The sequence below is a fragment of the uncultured Chitinophaga sp. genome (assembly GCF_937874145.1).
In the GTDB taxonomy this organism is placed as follows: domain Bacteria; phylum Bacteroidota; class Bacteroidia; order Chitinophagales; family Chitinophagaceae; genus Chitinophaga.
In genome coordinates this window covers 1-16,459 of record NZ_CALNBI010000388.1, presented here as the reverse complement: position 1 = coordinate 16,459, position 16,459 = coordinate 1, and the positions used below count along the sequence as shown (strand labels likewise).

Annotated in this window: 14 protein-coding genes; 5 read left to right on the top strand and 9 right to left on the bottom strand. The window is 55.9% G+C overall.

What is annotated here, in order from left to right; all coding sequences use genetic code 11:
- Positions 1-360: hypothetical protein (locus Q0510_RS18955; protein ID WP_298715313.1), on the top strand; the 360-nt coding region annotated here is incomplete at its 5' end.
- A gap of 64 nt (positions 361-424) precedes the next feature.
- Here the strand turns inward: Q0510_RS18955 and Q0510_RS18950 are convergent.
- From Q0510_RS18950 to Q0510_RS18915, 8 genes are all read right to left on the bottom strand, one after another.
- Entirely contained in the window at positions 425-2,635 is a 2,211-nt protein-coding gene (locus Q0510_RS18950) for a Gldg family protein (RefSeq protein WP_298715312.1), read from the bottom strand.
- The gene (locus tag Q0510_RS18945) at positions 2,632-3,576 is read right to left on the bottom strand and encodes an ABC transporter ATP-binding protein (RefSeq protein ID WP_298715311.1); all 945 of its coding nucleotides are present in this window, start codon (positions 3,574-3,576) and stop codon (positions 2,632-2,634) included. Before Q0510_RS18945 ends, Q0510_RS18950 begins: the two co-directional genes overlap by 4 nt.
- 83 nt (positions 3,577-3,659) lie before the next feature.
- Positions 3,660-5,090, bottom strand: a complete 1,431-nt coding sequence (locus tag Q0510_RS18940; RefSeq protein WP_298715310.1) for a RagB/SusD family nutrient uptake outer membrane protein — start codon at positions 5,088-5,090, stop codon at positions 3,660-3,662.
- Positions 5,091-5,104: 14 nt separating this feature from the next.
- Positions 5,105-7,858 (bottom strand): SusC/RagA family TonB-linked outer membrane protein, encoded by a 2,754-nt coding sequence (locus tag Q0510_RS18935; RefSeq protein ID WP_298715309.1) that lies wholly within the window; start codon positions 7,856-7,858, stop codon positions 5,105-5,107.
- Positions 7,840-8,502: a SusC/RagA family TonB-linked outer membrane protein gene (locus Q0510_RS18930; RefSeq protein ID WP_298715308.1), complete on the bottom strand. Its 663-nt coding sequence runs from the start codon at positions 8,500-8,502 to the stop codon at positions 7,840-7,842. Before Q0510_RS18930 ends, Q0510_RS18935 begins: the two co-directional genes overlap by 19 nt.
- Before the next feature lie 257 nt (positions 8,503-8,759).
- Positions 8,760-9,956: a FecR family protein gene (locus Q0510_RS18925; RefSeq protein ID WP_298715307.1), complete on the bottom strand. Its 1,197-nt coding sequence runs from the start codon at positions 9,954-9,956 to the stop codon at positions 8,760-8,762.
- Positions 9,957-10,067: 111 nt separating this feature from the next.
- Positions 10,068-10,664 (bottom strand): sigma-70 family RNA polymerase sigma factor, encoded by a 597-nt coding sequence (locus Q0510_RS18920; RefSeq protein ID WP_298715306.1) that lies wholly within the window; start codon positions 10,662-10,664, stop codon positions 10,068-10,070.
- A gap of 259 nt (positions 10,665-10,923) precedes the next feature.
- Positions 10,924-11,382: an Lrp/AsnC family transcriptional regulator gene (locus tag Q0510_RS18915; protein WP_298715305.1), complete on the bottom strand. Its 459-nt coding sequence runs from the start codon at positions 11,380-11,382 to the stop codon at positions 10,924-10,926.
- Between the two features lie 325 nt (positions 11,383-11,707).
- Here Q0510_RS18915 and Q0510_RS18910 point away from each other — a divergent pair, with 325 nt between their 5' ends.
- Entirely contained in the window at positions 11,708-12,880 is a 1,173-nt protein-coding gene (locus Q0510_RS18910) for a cysteine desulfurase family protein (RefSeq protein ID WP_333863412.1), read from the top strand.
- 500 nt (positions 12,881-13,380) lie between these two features.
- On the opposite strand, the gene Q0510_RS18905 is transcribed toward Q0510_RS18910, so the two are convergent.
- On the bottom strand, positions 13,381-13,839 hold the full coding sequence (locus tag Q0510_RS18905) for an Lrp/AsnC family transcriptional regulator (protein WP_298715304.1): 459 nt from the start codon (positions 13,837-13,839) through the stop codon (positions 13,381-13,383).
- A 148-nt stretch (positions 13,840-13,987) separates the two neighbouring features.
- Here Q0510_RS18905 and Q0510_RS18900 point away from each other — a divergent pair, with 148 nt between their 5' ends.
- The 3 genes from Q0510_RS18900 to Q0510_RS18890 all read left to right on the top strand — a co-directional run.
- Entirely contained in the window at positions 13,988-15,241 is a 1,254-nt protein-coding gene (locus Q0510_RS18900) for a cystathionine gamma-synthase family protein (protein WP_298715303.1), read from the top strand.
- A 227-nt stretch (positions 15,242-15,468) separates the two neighbouring features.
- Entirely contained in the window at positions 15,469-16,242 is a 774-nt protein-coding gene (locus Q0510_RS18895; RefSeq protein ID WP_298715302.1) for a hypothetical protein, read from the top strand.
- On the top strand, positions 16,239-16,459 hold a 221-nt coding region (locus Q0510_RS18890; RefSeq protein WP_298715301.1), incomplete at its 3' end, for a hypothetical protein. The genes Q0510_RS18895 and Q0510_RS18890, both read left to right, overlap by 4 nt.

The window sequence follows — 16,459 nt, the reverse complement described above, 5'->3', positions numbered from 1 at the left end:
GGATATGCCCGCACCACCGGCGCCACTACCCTGCAATCCGGAAGCGCACAAAACGAAAAACTACCGGCCAGCCAGGCAGTCCGCATGCTCGCGGCCTCCGCCAGCCGCTACAAGGTTCGCCTGCCCGATAACCGCGAAGGTTTTATCGAAAGCAAATCCCTCTCCACCCGCCCGCTGCGGAAAGCGACGGCGCCCACCGCCCTTGCCCTATTCAATGCGCCCGATAGCCTGGCCGCCATCATCGACTCCATTCCCGCCGGCGCCAGCCTCCAGGTAATGGGCAGCCATATGGGCTTCCTCCTCACAGAATCTGCCACAGGCAAGGGCTGGCTGCGGCAGGACCAGCTCCCTGGCCGGTAGGCAAAAAAAAAAAAAAGCTGCAAGCCCGGAGGCCTGCAACTGCGCTTACTATATCCATTGCATACTATCTCCGTTTCCTGTACAGCAGCAAAGCCGCCGCAAAGATGAGGAGGGATCCGGGGATGAGGCCGAAGAAGATGATCCGCATGGTCATGATGCCCTTGTCGTCGCTGTCGATCGCGTCTTTCGAACGGATAGCGCCGGTGTTGACGGGAAAATCACCGTAAGTGAACCACCGGAACATTTCCGTGATCAGCGGCTGGTTCCAGATGTAAGGCTTGCGCCGCCCCAGTTCGCCGGAGCTCATGAAATCAGCATCGCCCGTTACAACGATCCGTTGCGTTTTTCCGTTGATCTCCCGCTGGGAAGCCACGGCCAGCGCGCCTTTCTCTTTCGATTCCAGCAGCGGGACCGTATGAAAACCGGCAGCGGAACCGTATTGCAGCGGCGCCGTGCCCGGCATGGACACCACGCCGTTGTCGGACCTGAATGCGCTTAACCTGGGAGCGATGGCACCTGCGCTGTCGGTAAAGCGCGCCAGGATGAAGTCCGGCGCGTAGTCGCGGCTTTCTTCCTGTACCGGCGTACTGCCCGGCTCAATGCCGATCTGGCGGAGCAAAGGCTGCAACACGCCTGCAGACCCCGGTTCCGTGATCACGAACAGGTTCCTGCCGCTGGCAAAGTATTGATCCAGCTTCTGCTGCACGGCCGGCGAAAAGTCCGTTTTCGGATCGGCGATCACCAGCACGGAGGTGGCTTCGGAAATATCCTGCTGGTCCAGGTTGACGGTATCCACGTTAAAACCCTGGTTGATGAGCGCTCCCCGGAACGTGAGGTCGTTGACGAACGTGCGGAACTCCGCATCGCCCGCTTTGGTGATACTGCGCTCCCCGTTGCCGCGGAGGAACGTGATCACAGGGATTTCCGCGGGCGTTACGAGTCGCTTCAGCGCTGCCGTAAATTCCTGCTCGCCGGGATAGATCCGGATATCGTTGTAATACCGCAGGAAGGTTTGTTTGTCGCCATATTGCAGATGCCTTACCAGGCGGTTTTCTTCCGGGTTGAGGTCCACGATCTTGCGCACCTCTTCCGGCTTCAGCACTTTTTTGTAATCGAGATCCTGGATGTCGGCTACTTTTTTGGCAATGGCGGCATCGCTTTCGCCGGGGTAATTTTTATACAGCCCTTCGTTGTTGGAGAAGTCATAGTAATACACATACTTCATCTCCATGTCGGGCATGAAACGGCGGTAGGGCGTGAGGATGCGCTCGTCCGCGCTCTTCTTCTCCGGCGCGCCGAGGTAATAATTGTTATCGAGGATGTTGACGTAGGTAGTTACGGTGAGCGGCTTGTCCATCCCCGCGATGAGCTCCCGGCTCTGGGGGCCGAGGGTGTGCGTTTTGGTAGCCGTCATATCCACATAACCGGTAAAGGCAGGAATGGTGCTCACGTACCCTGCGCCGAAGCAGAGGGCCACCAGCCCGAGGTACCGCGCGGTACGCGCCCCGGTGCTCCGGGCTTCCCGCTGGTCTTGCAGCCGCATCCCCGTAATGGCGAGGAAGAAGCCGATGACAATCGCGAAGTACACGATGTCCTGCGTGCTGATCAACCCGAAAATAAACTGCTCCGTTCTGCCGGCTATCGACATGAAATACGTGATATGCCGCACGGTATCGTTCCCCTGGAAGAGCCCTCCCACGAAATTCAATCCCGCCAGCACCGCCAGCGTACTGATCGCCGCCACTACCTGGTAGGTGGTCAGGGAAGACATGAAAAGCCCGATGGCCGCATACGCGCAAATCAGCAGGTACAGCCCCATCGCGCCGGAAAGCAGCAGCATCCAGTCGATGTTCGTGATGAAGAACGAACCTGCCACGCCATACGCCGCGATGATCAGCAGCAGCATGGCGCCGTAACCCATCATCGCCAGGTACTTGCCCAGCACGATGTCGCGCACTTTAATGGGCGACGACAGCAGCAGCTTGATGGAACCGCTGTGCATCTCGCGGCTGATGAGCCCCATCGTCAGCAGCGGAATATAGAAATACAGCGTGTTTTTCACACCGGGATAAAATCCTTCCTGCAGGCCGGCAAATACCATGGAGGTGACGTCGCTGAAGTGGTTGCCCATCCTTTGCGCCCTTCCGATCATCTGGATGTAATAAAGGAAATTCACCCCGATCTGGATGGGGAACACGATGAGGATCAGCCATGCCACCGGCGAATGAAACAACAGGCTCAGTTCCTGCCGGGCGATTCTGTATATGACTCTCATGATTGTACGGAAGGTTTAAAGGTTTTGTTGGATAACTGGGCGAAAATGGCGTCGAGCGAGCTTTTCTCCAGCGTGATTTCCTTCAGGCGCCATTTGCGGTGAACACTTGTTTCCACCAGGCTCTCGGCGATATCCGCCGCCGGTTCGAACCTTACGCGCACGGTTTTTTCCGACAGGAACTCCACATCCCGGATACCGTTGATGGACCTCAGTTCTTCCGCGGCCGGAGGGTTCTCCATCGTGGCCACCAGGCTGTCTGGCTCGATGTAATTGTTGAAAGTATCCATCGTGTCCTTGAACACGATCTTCCCCCCTTCGATCATAATAATATCCTGGCAGGTGGCCTGGATCTCGGAAAGGATATGGGAAGAAAAGATCACCGCCCGGTCGGATGCGATCTCCTTGATGAGCTGCCGCACTTCCAGGATCTGATTGGGGTCGAGGCCGTTGGTAGGCTCATCCAGCACCACGAGCAGCGGCCGGTGGATGATCGCCTGGGCGATGCCTACGCGCTGGCGGTAACCGCCGGACAGGTTGCCGATCAGCCGGTTGCTGAAATGCGCCACGCCGCAACGTTCCTTCACCACGTCTACCGCCGCTTTGATCTTGCTTTTATCGATCAGGCGCAGGTGTGCGCAGTATGTGAGGTATTCGTCTACGGTCTGCTCCAAATACAGCGGTGCATTCTGCGGCAGGAAGCCGATTCTTTTCTTGGCTTCCTCGGGATGGGTGCGCATGTCAATGCCTTCGATGAGCACCTGCCCGCGGGTTTGGCTGAGCACGCCGCAGAGGATGTTCATAGTGGTGGACTTCCCCGCCCCGTTGGAACCGAGGAGCCCCACGATGCCGTTCCGGTTGATTTCGAAATGGATGTCCTGCACCGCCCAGTCCTTGCTGTACCGGTGAAACAACCCTTCGATTTTTACAATATTATCTTGCATGTTCGGTTTTTAAACGTCAAAAGGAGATAGATGGCGCCGCGGGATTGCGGCGCCATGCAGGGTTAAGCGGACAGATAATTATATTACGGATTCAACGGCCAGTCCGGGTTAAACACGGTAGCGTTCGGCCACAGCTGCCGCAAATATTGATCGCTGTTGGGCAATAGTTCGTACTCCACGCCTTCCGCGGTATGTTTGACGGTTTTGGCGAAGCGGGGCTCTTTGTTCAATCGTTTCAGGTCGATCACGCGCATGCCCGTAAACGCCAGTTCCCTCCTTCTTTCCTCCAGCACAAAGCGCAGCACGCGCTCATTGTCATCCCCGAAATCCCCGGGCGTGTAAGCTACATAAGCCGCCGGCGTGATCCGGTGCTGGCGCAGCTTGTTGATATCGGCCAGGGCTTCCGCCTTCTTCCCTTCGCGGGCCAGGCACTCGGCGCGCACGAGGTACATTTCCGCCACGCCGAGGTAGTTATTATAGTAATCGCCGCGCAGGAAGATCTTCACGCCATAACGGTTCATGTAATTAAAAGGGGGCGCGGGCGGCCAGCCGTCGGCATAGTACAGCGTCCAGCGCTTGTCGTCGTTGGTGAAGAGCGCAGTCAGTTCGGGAGAAGCGCACACATCCATCCCCAGGCCGAAAGGCCGCAGGAAGTGCCGGGCCACGATGGTCTCTGGGTTCTTCTGCGCATCAGGGATGTTGGTCCAGCCCAGCGGTGCACCGGGGATATTGGGGAAAGGCCCGGGGATGATCACCTGGTAGGTGTTCATGTCCGTCAGCTGTCCCTGCAACCCAATCGCCAGGTCTGCGTTCTTCTTCGCGTTCGCATAATCTCCCATGAACAGGTAGGTACGGGCCAGCAGCGCATACCCTCCAGCCCTGGAGGCCCTGAACTTCGTCAGCTTGTTTTTCAACGGAAGGTCAGCTACCGCGGCATGCCCGTCGGCCAGGATCTGGTCATACACTTCCTTTACCGAATTCCTAACGAACTTGGCGCTGATGTCTCCTATCAGCGCGATCGGGATACCCGGCTGGGAAGCAGCCGTTGCGGCATTGTAATGATGGGCATAGGTATTCACCAGCTGAAGGTGCTCCATCGCCCGGCCCAGCAGCGCTTCCGCGCGTACGGCCTTCCGGTTGGCGTCGGTGCCTTCCGTGGCTTCCATGATGCTGTTGATGACCGTATTGCAATAGAAAATGCGCTTGTAGCCTTCGCTCCAGAGGAAGTCGTTGGAGCCCTGGTCATATGGATTTTTGTCGAACTTATAAATCCTCCTGCCATAGGGTTGCTGCTTGGTAAAGAGGTTGCCCGGCTCCCCTTCCGGCAGAAATGCGTCGTCCGACATCAGGTCCCAGTACTGGTCCCCGAAGTTCACCATCGTACCGGAATTGAGCATGTTCTCGAAATCAGTTACGGTGGTCGGAATGAATTTATCTTTCGGCTTGATGTTCAGGAACTTTTCGCAGCCCGTCAAAGCCAGTATGCAGATGATATACAGAAATAACTTCTTCATGATTCCTCGTTTTTTTAGAATGTGATATCGAATCCCGCCATGTACATAGGCATGACCGGGAGCAGCCTGTTGGCGTACTGCCCCGCGATCGTGTACGCTTCAGGATCGATGCCTTTATCGTTCCGGAACCAGCTCACCGGGTTTTGTACCTGCAGCGTCAGCTTGGCCGACTGCAGTTTGGTCAGGCGCTGCAACACCGGCGCGAAGTTGTACGACAGCGCCACGTCCCTCACCTTGATGTAATCCGCTTTCAGCACATTCTTGTCTGCAGCAAACCAGATCAGGTTATAATATCCCTGGCCGGTGTTTTTCAGATCGGGAGCCGGCATCATACCGGGGATATTCTCATCCCCGGGCTGGCGCCAGAAGTTCGCCAGCCTGCGGTCCACATTGCGTGTACCCAGGTTATTCTGTATGGCATTGGCCACATCCCGGATCACGTGCCCGCCGTTGGCGATGATCATCACGCTGAGCGACAAATTCTTGTACCGGAAAGTGTTGGTAAGACCGGAAGTGTACTTGGGGCGAAGCGTTCCGCTGAACACGAGCCCGTTGACATCCTGCATATTGGGTACGATATTGCCGCTGGCGTCGTAGTTCTTCACCACTTTTCCTTCCGCATCATACACCATTACGGATCCGTTGGTAGGGTCCAGGCCGGCATAGCGGAAGCTGAATACCGCATCCATGGGATACCCGATGCGGTTCACGCCATATCCCTGCGTGAGGTAATCGTAACGCATGTCGCGGACGCCGATTTCAGTCATCCGGTTTTTGTTGAAGCTCAGTGACAAGGTCGTATTCCAGGAAAAATTCTTCCCGTCAACATTCAGTGCATTCAACGCAATTTCATAGCCCTGGTTGCGGACGCTGCCGTAGTTGATCAGCGCATACGGGAAAGCGTTCGTGGGGTCCGTTTGCTGTTCGCCCAGCAAGTCGGAGGTTCTGCGCAGGTAATAATCGAACGAACCGGAAAGCCGGTTTTTCAGCACGGTAAAGTCAAAGCCGAGGTTGGTGGTGATCGTCTTCTCCCAGCGCAGGGACGCATTCGGCGGAAGCGTAATTTGCGTACCATTGGCATTGGCTTCGTTGTTGAACTGATTTTCCGCCTGCAGGAAAGGCCCCGTAGCCCTGGCCACGTTGCCGCCCGACCCGTAGGTGCCGCGCACGGCCAGGCTGTTCAGCCAGCGGATATCTTTCATAAAATCTTCTTCCGTGAGCCGCCAGCTCGCACCCACCGACCAAACCGGCAGGTAACGGTACCGGGGATCGGTGCCAAAAAGGTTGGAATTGTCGATACGCGCGCTGCCCGTCAGGTTGTACTTCCCGTCGAAAGTATAGCCCGCGTTGGCATACGCGGAAACATATCTTTCTTCACGGTGTTTGAAATTGGTGCCGTCGACATAGTTGCAGAAGAAAGTGCTGGAAATGGATTCGGTACCCTTGAGGCTGCCGAGCTTGTATTCGTCCACTGGCTGGAAAGAAAGGTTGTTATCGTTATATCCCATCTTGAACAGCGAAGTGGATTCCCGAACCATGGCACGGCGTTCCCCGCCGGCCAATGCCGTGAGCCTGTGCCGGGGTGCGATCTCCCGGTCGAAGTTCAGCTGTATCCTGGCCGTATAGGAATTGGGCGTTCCACGGGTTTCATACACCTGGCCACCGTCGGGCACGTTCTTCACCAGTTCGCCATTCACCATCTGCGCCGCGTCGTTGATCATGTTTTTAGTATACCAGGAATCCGCCAGGTAGTAATTCTTATTGTAGGAACTGCCGCGCTCCGTTTGGTAACGCAGGTCGAGCGACAGCCCCCGTATGATCTTCACGGTAAACCCGCCCTGCAGCCGGAAATAATTCGACTTATAGGTCAAATTCGCCTTATCCATTTCCTCAAGCGGATAGTACGTTTCATCGTGCAGCCCGATATCCTGCAATCGTTGCAGTTCATAGGGAGATTTCAGTTTGGTGAACGGGGCAGGACTGCCATCAGGATACCGCATGATCTCATAGGGCATGTTGGAATAATACATTTCCGGAGTTTCGCGGATGGATTTGCTATTGCTGAAGTTGGTGGAGGCGCCGATTTCCGCATCCAACCATTTGAACACTTTCAATTTATCCCTCAGGCCGATATTGATTTCCTGGCTGCGGGTCTTTAGACCAGATCCGCTAGTACCCGTGTAGTTCATGAAAATATTGTACTGGTGGACGTCGTTGCCTCCGCTGGCGGAAAAATTCTGGCGATGCTTCAGGCTGTTGCGCGTGTAGAGGTCTTCTAACTGGCTTTGCCCGTCGTAGGTGCGCAGCTTGTTGAGTTCCGCATCCAGTTCCGCTTTAGAAATAAAGCCCTGTTCATGGTTGTACAGCGCTTCCAGTGCCTTGCTTTTCCCGGAGCGCCTGATGGCGTCGTTCCAGGAAGGGTGCCATTTGTTGAAGAGCTCCTGCTCCAGATCCACCATCTGGGAAGAATTGAGGTAATCCAGGTAGCCGGCATCGGGTTTCGGCAACACGAACATCGTACTGCTGAAGTTGACCGTCAGCTTACGGGCGCTGCCGTACCGGGTGGTGATGGAAATGATGCCGTTGGCGGCGCGGGTACCGTAAATAGAAGCCGCGGCTGCGTCTTTCATCACTGTTACATTCACCACATCGGCCGGGTTGAGGTAGTTAAGATCTCCTTCAAAAGGAAACCCATCCACCACATATAAAGGCCGCTGCTCTCCGTATAAGGTCGAAAGTCCCCGGATGTTCACATTCCCGTTCTGCATGAAAAGCCCCGCCACCGCTCTTTGGGGATCGACTGGTACCCGGTATTGGCCGTTACGTTCAGTTCCGTGAGCGTGGAGGTCACCACCGACAGCACCACCGTTCCCACGGTCCCTGCTTTCAGCATGGCTTCCGTGACGGTCACCGCCTTCGTGGTATACCCGATGAAACTGATGCGCATCACGTTGCCCGCGTTCACCGGCAGCGAAAAGGCCCCGTTCACGTCGGTGATGGCAGAACGGCCGCCGGTAACAGCAATCGTAGCCCCGATCAGCGGCACGCCCGTACTGTCGGTAATGCGCCCGGTAACGGGGGTTTGCTGCACCACAGGCTCATTCCGCACCGCGGGATCGTTCTTCCCGTACAGGAAAATCGTGTTGTCCGCGATCTTGTACTGCAAAGGCTGATCTTTCAGGATAAGGTCCAGGAAGCTCAGCAGCGGCATGTTCTGTACCGAAGCCGATACAGCGCCCGCCTGCTGCAGGAGCTCCGATTTTCCCCACACTACATAACCCGTCTGTTTTTTAATGGTGGCAAATACTTTTTTCATCGGCACTTCCCGGCCCGAGAACGTCACGCTCTGGGAAAAAGTGCTGGCAGATACATGTAAACAAATGGCAAGAAGGAGAATGCTGGTAAGTTTCATAAGCCGGAGCAATTTGGTCGGGAGCCGGCACGGCAAGTCCCAACGGCTCCAGAAAGCAGTTTTTTGCATAGATTTGCAACGTTTGGTTGTTAAAAATGGAGGTCTCGAAACCTGTTTCTCTGCAACCGGCATTTTGTACGGGGGTGTTCGCAGCACTCCCGTTTCTTTTTACCGGCTGGCCTTTCTTTTTAGTTGATCATTAAAAGTCCATGTCCATGTGAAATATTACGTTTTATAGTACAGGGATAAATGTTTCTTTAAGGCATCACCACCAACCGCCTGCCCGCTTCCAGCCTGAAATGCACGTTCGACCGCTCCAGTCCCCCCAACACGTCGGACAGCTGCAGTTTCCGGCTCATCTCCCCGAAAAACACCACTTCCGGCACATTGCCTTCGTACACCACTTCCAGGTCGTACCACCGCGCCAGCTGGCGCATCATTTCCCGCAATTCCACCCCGTCAAAATTAAACAGGCCGTTCTTCCAGGCGATGGCTTTATCCACGTTTGCGTTTCGCATTACATCCATTCCGCCCGCATCCGCCTGCAATTGCTCACCCGGCTTCAGCACCACCGACCCCGCCGGCTTCCCGGCAAGGGCTACCCGCACCGCGCCCGTCACCAGCGTGGTGTAACTATGCCGCTCGTTGGCGTATGCATTGATGTTGAACGAAGTGCCCAGCACTTCCAGGTCGATCCGGCCGGGCACCTTCACGCGGAAAGGCTTCTTCACATCCTTCGCCACCTCAAACCAACCCTCCCCGGAAAATTCCACCTGCCGCTCTGTTCCGCTGAAAGCCACCGGGAACCGCAGGTAACTGCCGGCGTTGAGCCACACTTTCGTGCCGTCGGGTAATGTTATCGTAAACTGCCGGCCGTTGGCAGTGGCAATGGTATTGTATTTCATGCCGCCGTCGCCCGCGTCTTCCGGCGCGTATTGCAGGCTGCCGTCCTGCAGGGTCACCGTAGTGCCGTTCTGCCGGGTAATCACCCCATTGCCCGCGCTGTCCAGCGACAACTGCGATCCGTCGGCCAGCGTCAGCACCGCACCGTTCTTCCCGGGCGCTATGTCCTGCAGGGATTCCCCGGCGATCACAGTTTCCTGGCGGGCCGCCGGGCGGTTCAGCAGCCAGATGCCCGCCGCAGCGAACAGCACCACCGCCGCCGCCCACCACCACCGTTGCAGGTGGTACACCTTCCGCACCGGCGGCGCTTCCTGGCCCGGACGAAGCTTGTCCGCATCCAGTATGCCATCGGCCACCCGCATCCAGCGGTCATGATCGTAGGATGCCTGCAGCTCCGGCCGGTGGTTTTCCAGCCAACTTTCCGCGGCGTCGATGCCGGCGCCGGGCTCGTCGCGGCCCACCATGTTGGCCAGCTCGTCGAGCTCCGTTTCCGTAGCCGTTTGGGCTGCGAGGCGTTGCAGTAAATATTGTAAACGTTCGTTGTTCTCCATGTAAAAAGGGTGTGGTAAACGAATGGTGTTTTGTCCCCCCTATCTATACCAGACAATCGGGCGGACGGGTAGTACCGAAAAAAGTCAAACTTTTTTCCGGCACGGGCCAAATCAAAGCAAGATTTCGATCAGGATGAGGACAGACAATGGATAACCGGCTTTTTGCAGGGAGCCGCGGATGTTCTTCAGGGCCATGACCATGAGGTTCTTGACCGTACTGTCGGCCAGCCCCATTTGGTCTGCGATCTCGCGGATGCTGAGGGAATGCTCGCGGCTCAGGCGGTAAATCTGCCGTTGTTTTTCCGGCAGCTGCTGAACGGCGGCGTTCACCAGCGCGAGCAATTGCCGGAACTCCACCATCTCCTCCACCGGGAGGTTTTGGTCCGGCTGCTGCCCATGCCCCACGGCGTCCATGACTTTATCGCGGATTTGCTGGCGGCGGACGTGGTTGACGGCCAGGAAGAAACAGATCTTCTTCACCCAGGACTCAGGCTGGGCGAGCCCGGTGAGCTGGTCGCGGGCGACCCAGACTTTCAGGAAAGTTTCCTGGACGAGGTCGTCGGCCACTGCTGCCGAGCCGGTGATGCGCAGCGCCAGGGACAGCAATCGCGGCGCCAGCAGCCCGAAGAGCTGCCGGAACGCATGCTCATCGCCGGCTGCGATCCGTTGGTACAATGCTGGAGCGTCAGTAGTGTGTCCTTCGTTCAATGAAGCGTTGTTAATGATAGAATTTTGGCCCTGGCAGATGGAGAAAACGAATGGGATGAGCAGAATTTGATTGAAACAGCAGCGAAGTTCGCCAAAATCCCTGGGAAATGCAACGGTCGTCTTCCCCCTTTCCTTGCCCGATGGCGCAAATGCCCCTGTTTAGGACAAGACCCCGACAAGTCCCACGTAACAGCTTAGCGGGGATGTAGTAGGGATATAGTAGGGATACCGTACTGTAACAGTACTAAAGTGGCCTGCTTCAGATCGGGTAAGCGGTTTCGCTTTTGGTTTCGGAGAGGACGAAAAAGCTCTGCACCGTAGTGATATTGGGCAAGGCGGCGAGTTTGCGGTAGAAGACGTGGTACTCGTCCATATCCGCGCTGGCGATCCGCAGGATGAAGTCGAAAGTGCCCGTCATCTGGAAGCACTCCATCACTTCGGGGAACTTCACCACTTCTTTTTCGAAGGTGCTGAGGGTTTGGGCGGAGTGGTCTTTCAGCAACACATGGCTGAAAGCGATCAGGCCTTTATCGATCTTCTTCTTGTCGAGGATGGCCACCACGCGCTTGATATAGCCCTGTTCCTTGAGCCGCCGGATGCGCTCGTGGATAGCGGCCACGGATTTATGCAGCTTGAAGGAAATCTCCTTGTTGGTGAGCTCCGCGTTGTGCTGGAGGAGGCGCAGGATCTCGAGATCCGTCTGATCGATGTCTGGCATTGTATACAGGTTGAAAATGGTCAACTGAAAGAAGTTCGGCATTCCGGCCGGGTGCATAATCAATCTCCTTCAAAAATAGGCAATTCCGGGACTAAAACCGGAAAATTTACGGTTTAATCAGCCATTGCACCAAATATCAAAAACATTTTTCAATTTAGAGTGGAAATATTACAGTATCAAGATAGGAACTTTCCGGTACCCAAGGCCAAAGACCAACCGTTAAAAATATTACGATCAAAAACCAACCAACCATTACCAACAAGAGTTTCCGGCCTGCGGGAACTCTTGTTCCAACGAATCATTTCAATTCCAAGCAACATCTCACATGGACCATACTATTTACCTGGACAATGCCGCTACTACGCGGGTAGACGATACCGTACTGGCGGAAATGCTGCCGTACCTCGCGCAGCACTACGGCAATCCTTCCTCTTCCTATTCCTACGGCCGGGCCGCCCGCATCGCCGTGGAAAACGCCCGCAGGTCGGTAGCTTACCAGCTGGGCGTGAAGGCTTCCAATATCTTCTTCACCAGCGGCGGCACGGAAAGCAATAATACCGCCATTGCTGCGGCCGTGCGCGACCTGGGCTGCACCCATATCATTTCCTCCCCCGTTGAGCACCACGCCGTGCTGCATTCGGTGGAGTTTTACAGCCAGTTGCATGGGGTGCCCTATTCGATGGTCGCCGTGTCTGACGCGGGGATCGTGGATTACGCGGACCTGGAGCGCCAGCTGAAAGAACAGGCGGCCGCGGGCAAAAAATGCCTGGTTTCGCTCATGCACGCCAATAACGAAACCGGCAGCATGCTCGACGTGAAGCGCGTAGGCGCCCTCTGCCAGGAATATGGCGCGATCTTCCATTCCGATTGCGTGCAGACGGTGGGCCATTACCCCCTGAACCTCCCGGATATGGGCGTTCATTTTATTTCGGGTTCCGGGCATAAGTTCCACGGCCCCAAAGGCAGCGGCATCCTGTATATCGCGCCGGGGCTTGCCGTTAAGCCGTTTATACATGGGGGTGGACAAGAGCGCAATATGCGCGCGGGCACCGAGTGCGTGCACGGTATCGTGGGCTTTGCGCGGGCGCTGGAACTGGCGATGGAACATTATAAAACCGACAGCCAGCATATCGGTTCCCTGAAAGCATATATGAAAAAACAGCTCGTGGCCAGCATCCCGGGCGTTACCTTCAACGGGCACGACGCATCCCTTTATACGGTGCTGAGCGTTTGCTTCCCGAAAACGGAAGCCAGCGACAACCTCCTGCTCCGCCTCGATATGGAAGGAATTTGCGTATCCGGCGGCAGCGCCTGTAGCGGCCCTTCCGGCGGCTCCCACGTCATGAAGGCCCTGGGCAAAAACGAAAGCTGCACCACCATCCGGTTTTCTTTCAGCAAGTACAACACTACCGCAGAAATCGATCATGTGACGGAAGTCCTGAAGATCGCGCTGGGGCTGCATGCTCCGGAAGGGAAACCTGCTACTACCGCATGTTGATTGAATAGATAATATACACCAAAACAATCCGGTTACTACTCATTTGCAAGCCTGACAACAGGAATGGCCTCCCCGTGAGGCCATTTCCTCTCCCCACCCCAAAGCCTATACGGCAGGCTGTATTCCCCCGCATTTCCCGCTTTAGCCGATTTCTAACTGAGCCCTTGAATCCAGCCATATCATTTAATATTTTCAACCAAAAACTAATTTAATTAGATATTTTCTATTGTTTTTAATTTTTTGTTAGAAATTGACAAACAAAACAAATACTTTGCGTAGATTGCATTCAGTTTCAAAGACACATTGTAGGGTGATGAAACTGGCAGACATGCCCTCTCGTCTCGGGGGTGGAGATAACGGGATAAACGAATAGCATAATTAACTAACCATTTACTTCTTTGTGCTATCCGCTAACTGCTCCGTGCAGGTTCGACTCCTGCTCCTACAGCAAAAGCCCGGGAATAATTTTCCCGGGCTTTTTTATGGTAAGTACAGCAGTGTCAGACTTTGAAAGCCGTTTCGTGCTTGATTTCCGTCATCACGAACGAACTGCGCACGGTGCCGATATTCCGCAGGCGGGAGAGCTTCTCCACGATGAACTGCTGGTATTCGTCCATATCCCGCACGGCCACTTTCAGCAGGTAGTCGTCGGTACCGGTCATATGATAACATTCCATCACCTCCTCCGCATGCACGATTTCCTTTTCGAAAGCCTTGATCACTTCATGCTCGTGGCGGTCGAGGTGAACAGCCGTGAACACCACCAGGCTGCGGCCCACTTTCTTGTGATCCACCAGCGCCACATATCCCTTTACCACGCCCGCTTCCTCCATTTTCCGGATGCGCTCGTAAACCGGCGTCGCCGAGCGGTTCACCGCGTCGCCGATCTGCTTATGGCTCAGTTTCGCATTCTGCTGCAGGATGCGGAGTATCTTTTTGTCGGTTTCATCCAGTGTCATAGCATAAAACTCTGTTTTCTTTCACAGAACGCACAAGTTACAGGATATCCATCTATCTAAACATTATCCGACAGCATAAACTACTAAATATTTCGGCTATGCCAATGTATATTCTTTAAAGTGGGAGTTTTACAGACAAACCAACCACATGTATCCACACGAATACGCACCAGAAAGCCTCATGATGAGCTACGGCTATAAACCGGAGCTCAGCGAAGGCGCCATCAAATGTCCCATTTTCCAGACCTCTACTTTTGTGTTTAAAACCGCGGAAGACGGCAAAGCCTTTTTCGAAATCGCTTACGGCAAACGGCCAAAAAACGAAGGCGAAGAACCGGGACTGATCTATTCCCGTATCAACAACCCCGACCTGGAGATCCTGGAAGACCGGCTGGCCCTCTGGGACCGTGCCGAAAAAGCGGCAGTGTTCGAAAGCGGCATGTCAGCCATCTCAACAGTGCTGATGGAATATCTCGCACCCGGGCAGGTGGTGTTGTACAGCACGCCCGTTTACGGCGGTACGCATCATTTTATGAACCACGTTCTCCTGAAGTTCGGTATCACCGCCGTTTCGTTCGACGTAGGCGCAAGCGATGCGGAGATCGAAGCTATCATACAGGCCAACGGACCGGATCGGCTGGGCATGATTTACATCGAAACGCCCGCCAATCCTACCAACGCACTCATCGACATGGTCATGTGCGCCCGCATTGCGCAACGCCATTCCACCCACGGCCGCCGCGTAATAACCGCAGTGGACAATACCTACATGGGGCCGCTCTGGCAGCATCCGCTGGAACACGGCGCCGACCTCGTCATTTATTCCGCCACCAAATACATCGGCGGCCACAGCGACGTGATCGCGGGTGCGGTATTGGGCACTGCGGGAGACATACAAAGGATCAAAGTGCTGCGGACGTTCCTGGGGAACATGTGCAGCCCGCACACCGGCTGGCTCCTCCTGCGCAGCCTCGAAACGTTGAAGGTGCGCATGGAGCAGCAGCAGGCCAATGCCGTGCAGGTGGCGGCTTTCCTGCAATCGCATCCCAAAGTGGAGAAAGTGTATTACCTGGGATTGCTGGATGCGGAAAAAGACGCTGCACAATACGCCATCTACAAAAATCAATGCCTGGGCAGCGGCGCGATGGTCAGTTTCGACGTGAAAGGCGGAGAAGGAGAAGCCTTCCGTTTCCTCAATCACCTGCGCCTCATCAAGCTGGCGGTGAGCCTCGGCGGCACGGAAAGCCTGGCGGAACACCCGGCCACCATGACGCATACCGATATCCCGGACGCGGAGAAAGACCGGATCGGGATCAGTGAAAAGCTCATCCGTGTATCGGTCGGCATCGAGCATTACAACGACATCATCCACGACATCGCCCAGGCGCTGGAACATGTATGATACAAGCAGGCCCCGCTGAACAGCGGGGCCCTTATTATTTTGGTTCATGGAGATGGATCGCATCCGCCAAACAATCTGTACGTTTGACGTGTTTACCATATGCAGGCGCGCCAATCTCACCGGCCGCGCACCGCACCGGCTTACCGCCGCCCTCCCTCCCGGGCAACATTCCATTAGCAGATCATCGCCTTATTCCGGCATTGCCGGCAACCGTAAAAATTATCATCATGCGATGTATCCGCATTCCTTTTCTCCTTTCTGCCCTGGCGCTGCTCCTGTTCCCAGCCGCCGGCGCTGCCGCGCAGGATCAGTGGCCCTGCACCATCCGCTCCGGGCAAACGACCATCGTGGTGTACCAGCCGCAACCGCAGTCGCTGTCCGGGGATAAGCTCACCGCTATCGCCGCCGTGTCGGTCACGCAGCAGGGTAAGGAGCCCGTATATGGCGTGGTGTGGCTGGATGCCGCTATCCATACCGACCGCTCCACGCATTCCGTGGTATTGGATGGCCTGAAAGTCCCGGACGCGCGCTTCCCCGGTTCGGCGGACTCCGCCGGCGTAGCACGGCTGCGGGCGTTGCTGGAGCGGGAATTGCCGAAGCACGCATTCGAATTGTCGATGGACCAGCTCGTTACCTCGCTCGACCAGCAAGCCACCAGCGCCAATGGCCTGAAGAACGACCCGCCGGAGATTATATTCCGGGAAATGCCCAGCCTGCTGGTATTAACCGACGGGCAGCCGAAGCTGGAGAAAGACGCTGCACTGGGATTGCAGCGGGTGGTCAATTCGCCGTTCACCATACTGCATGATGCCGGCAAATACTATCTCTTCGTTGGCGGCCGCTGGTTTGCAGCGCCCGCGGCAACCGGGGCGTATACTTACACCGGCAGCATTCCCGCCGGGATCAAAAAAGCGCAGCAGCAAACGCGCGATGGTGGTTTTGCCGGCGCCCGAGCCAGCCTTCGCGCATCCCGCTGGACTCGCTGCCGCAGATCGTTGTGAGCACGCGGCCGGCCGAGCTGATCCAGAGCCGCGGGGCGCCGGCATTTGCGCCGGTGGCGGGCACTGCACTGCTGTATATGTCCAATTCGCCCGACAATATCTTCCTGCATATCGCCGACCAGCATTACTATCTCCTGATATCCGGGCGGTGGTATAAGGCGCGCGGGCTGCAGGGGCCCTGGGCTTTCATCGAACCTGCCGCCCTTCCGGCAGACTT

What these genes read in the sequence shown, in the direction of transcription:
- Q0510_RS18950 (WP_298715312.1), bottom strand. Translation starts at nt 2,635, where the DNA reads ATGAGAGTCATATACAGAATCGCCCGGCAGGAACTGAGCCTGTTGTTT.
- Q0510_RS18945 (WP_298715311.1), bottom strand. Translation starts at nt 3,576, where the DNA reads ATGCAAGATAATATTGTAAAAATCGAAGGGTTGTTTCACCGGTACAGC.
- Q0510_RS18940 (WP_298715310.1), bottom strand. Translation starts at nt 5,090, where the DNA reads ATGAAGAAGTTATTTCTGTATATCATCTGCATACTGGCTTTGACGGGC.
- Q0510_RS18935 (WP_298715309.1), bottom strand. Translation starts at nt 7,858, where the DNA reads ATGCAGAACGGGAATGTGAACATCCGGGGACTTTCGACCTTATACGGA.
- Q0510_RS18930 (WP_298715308.1), bottom strand. Translation starts at nt 8,502, where the DNA reads ATGAAACTTACCAGCATTCTCCTTCTTGCCATTTGTTTACATGTATCT.
- Q0510_RS18925 (WP_298715307.1), bottom strand. Translation starts at nt 9,956, where the DNA reads ATGGAGAACAACGAACGTTTACAATATTTACTGCAACGCCTCGCAGCC.
- Q0510_RS18915 (WP_298715305.1), bottom strand. Translation starts at nt 11,382, where the DNA reads ATGCCAGACATCGATCAGACGGATCTCGAGATCCTGCGCCTCCTCCAG.
- Q0510_RS18910 (WP_333863412.1), top strand. Translation starts at nt 11,708, where the DNA reads ATGGACCATACTATTTACCTGGACAATGCCGCTACTACGCGGGTAGAC.
- Q0510_RS18905 (WP_298715304.1), bottom strand. Translation starts at nt 13,839, where the DNA reads ATGACACTGGATGAAACCGACAAAAAGATACTCCGCATCCTGCAGCAG.
- Q0510_RS18900 (WP_298715303.1), top strand. Translation starts at nt 13,988, where the DNA reads ATGTATCCACACGAATACGCACCAGAAAGCCTCATGATGAGCTACGGC.
- Q0510_RS18895 (WP_298715302.1), top strand. Translation starts at nt 15,469, where the DNA reads ATGCGATGTATCCGCATTCCTTTTCTCCTTTCTGCCCTGGCGCTGCTC.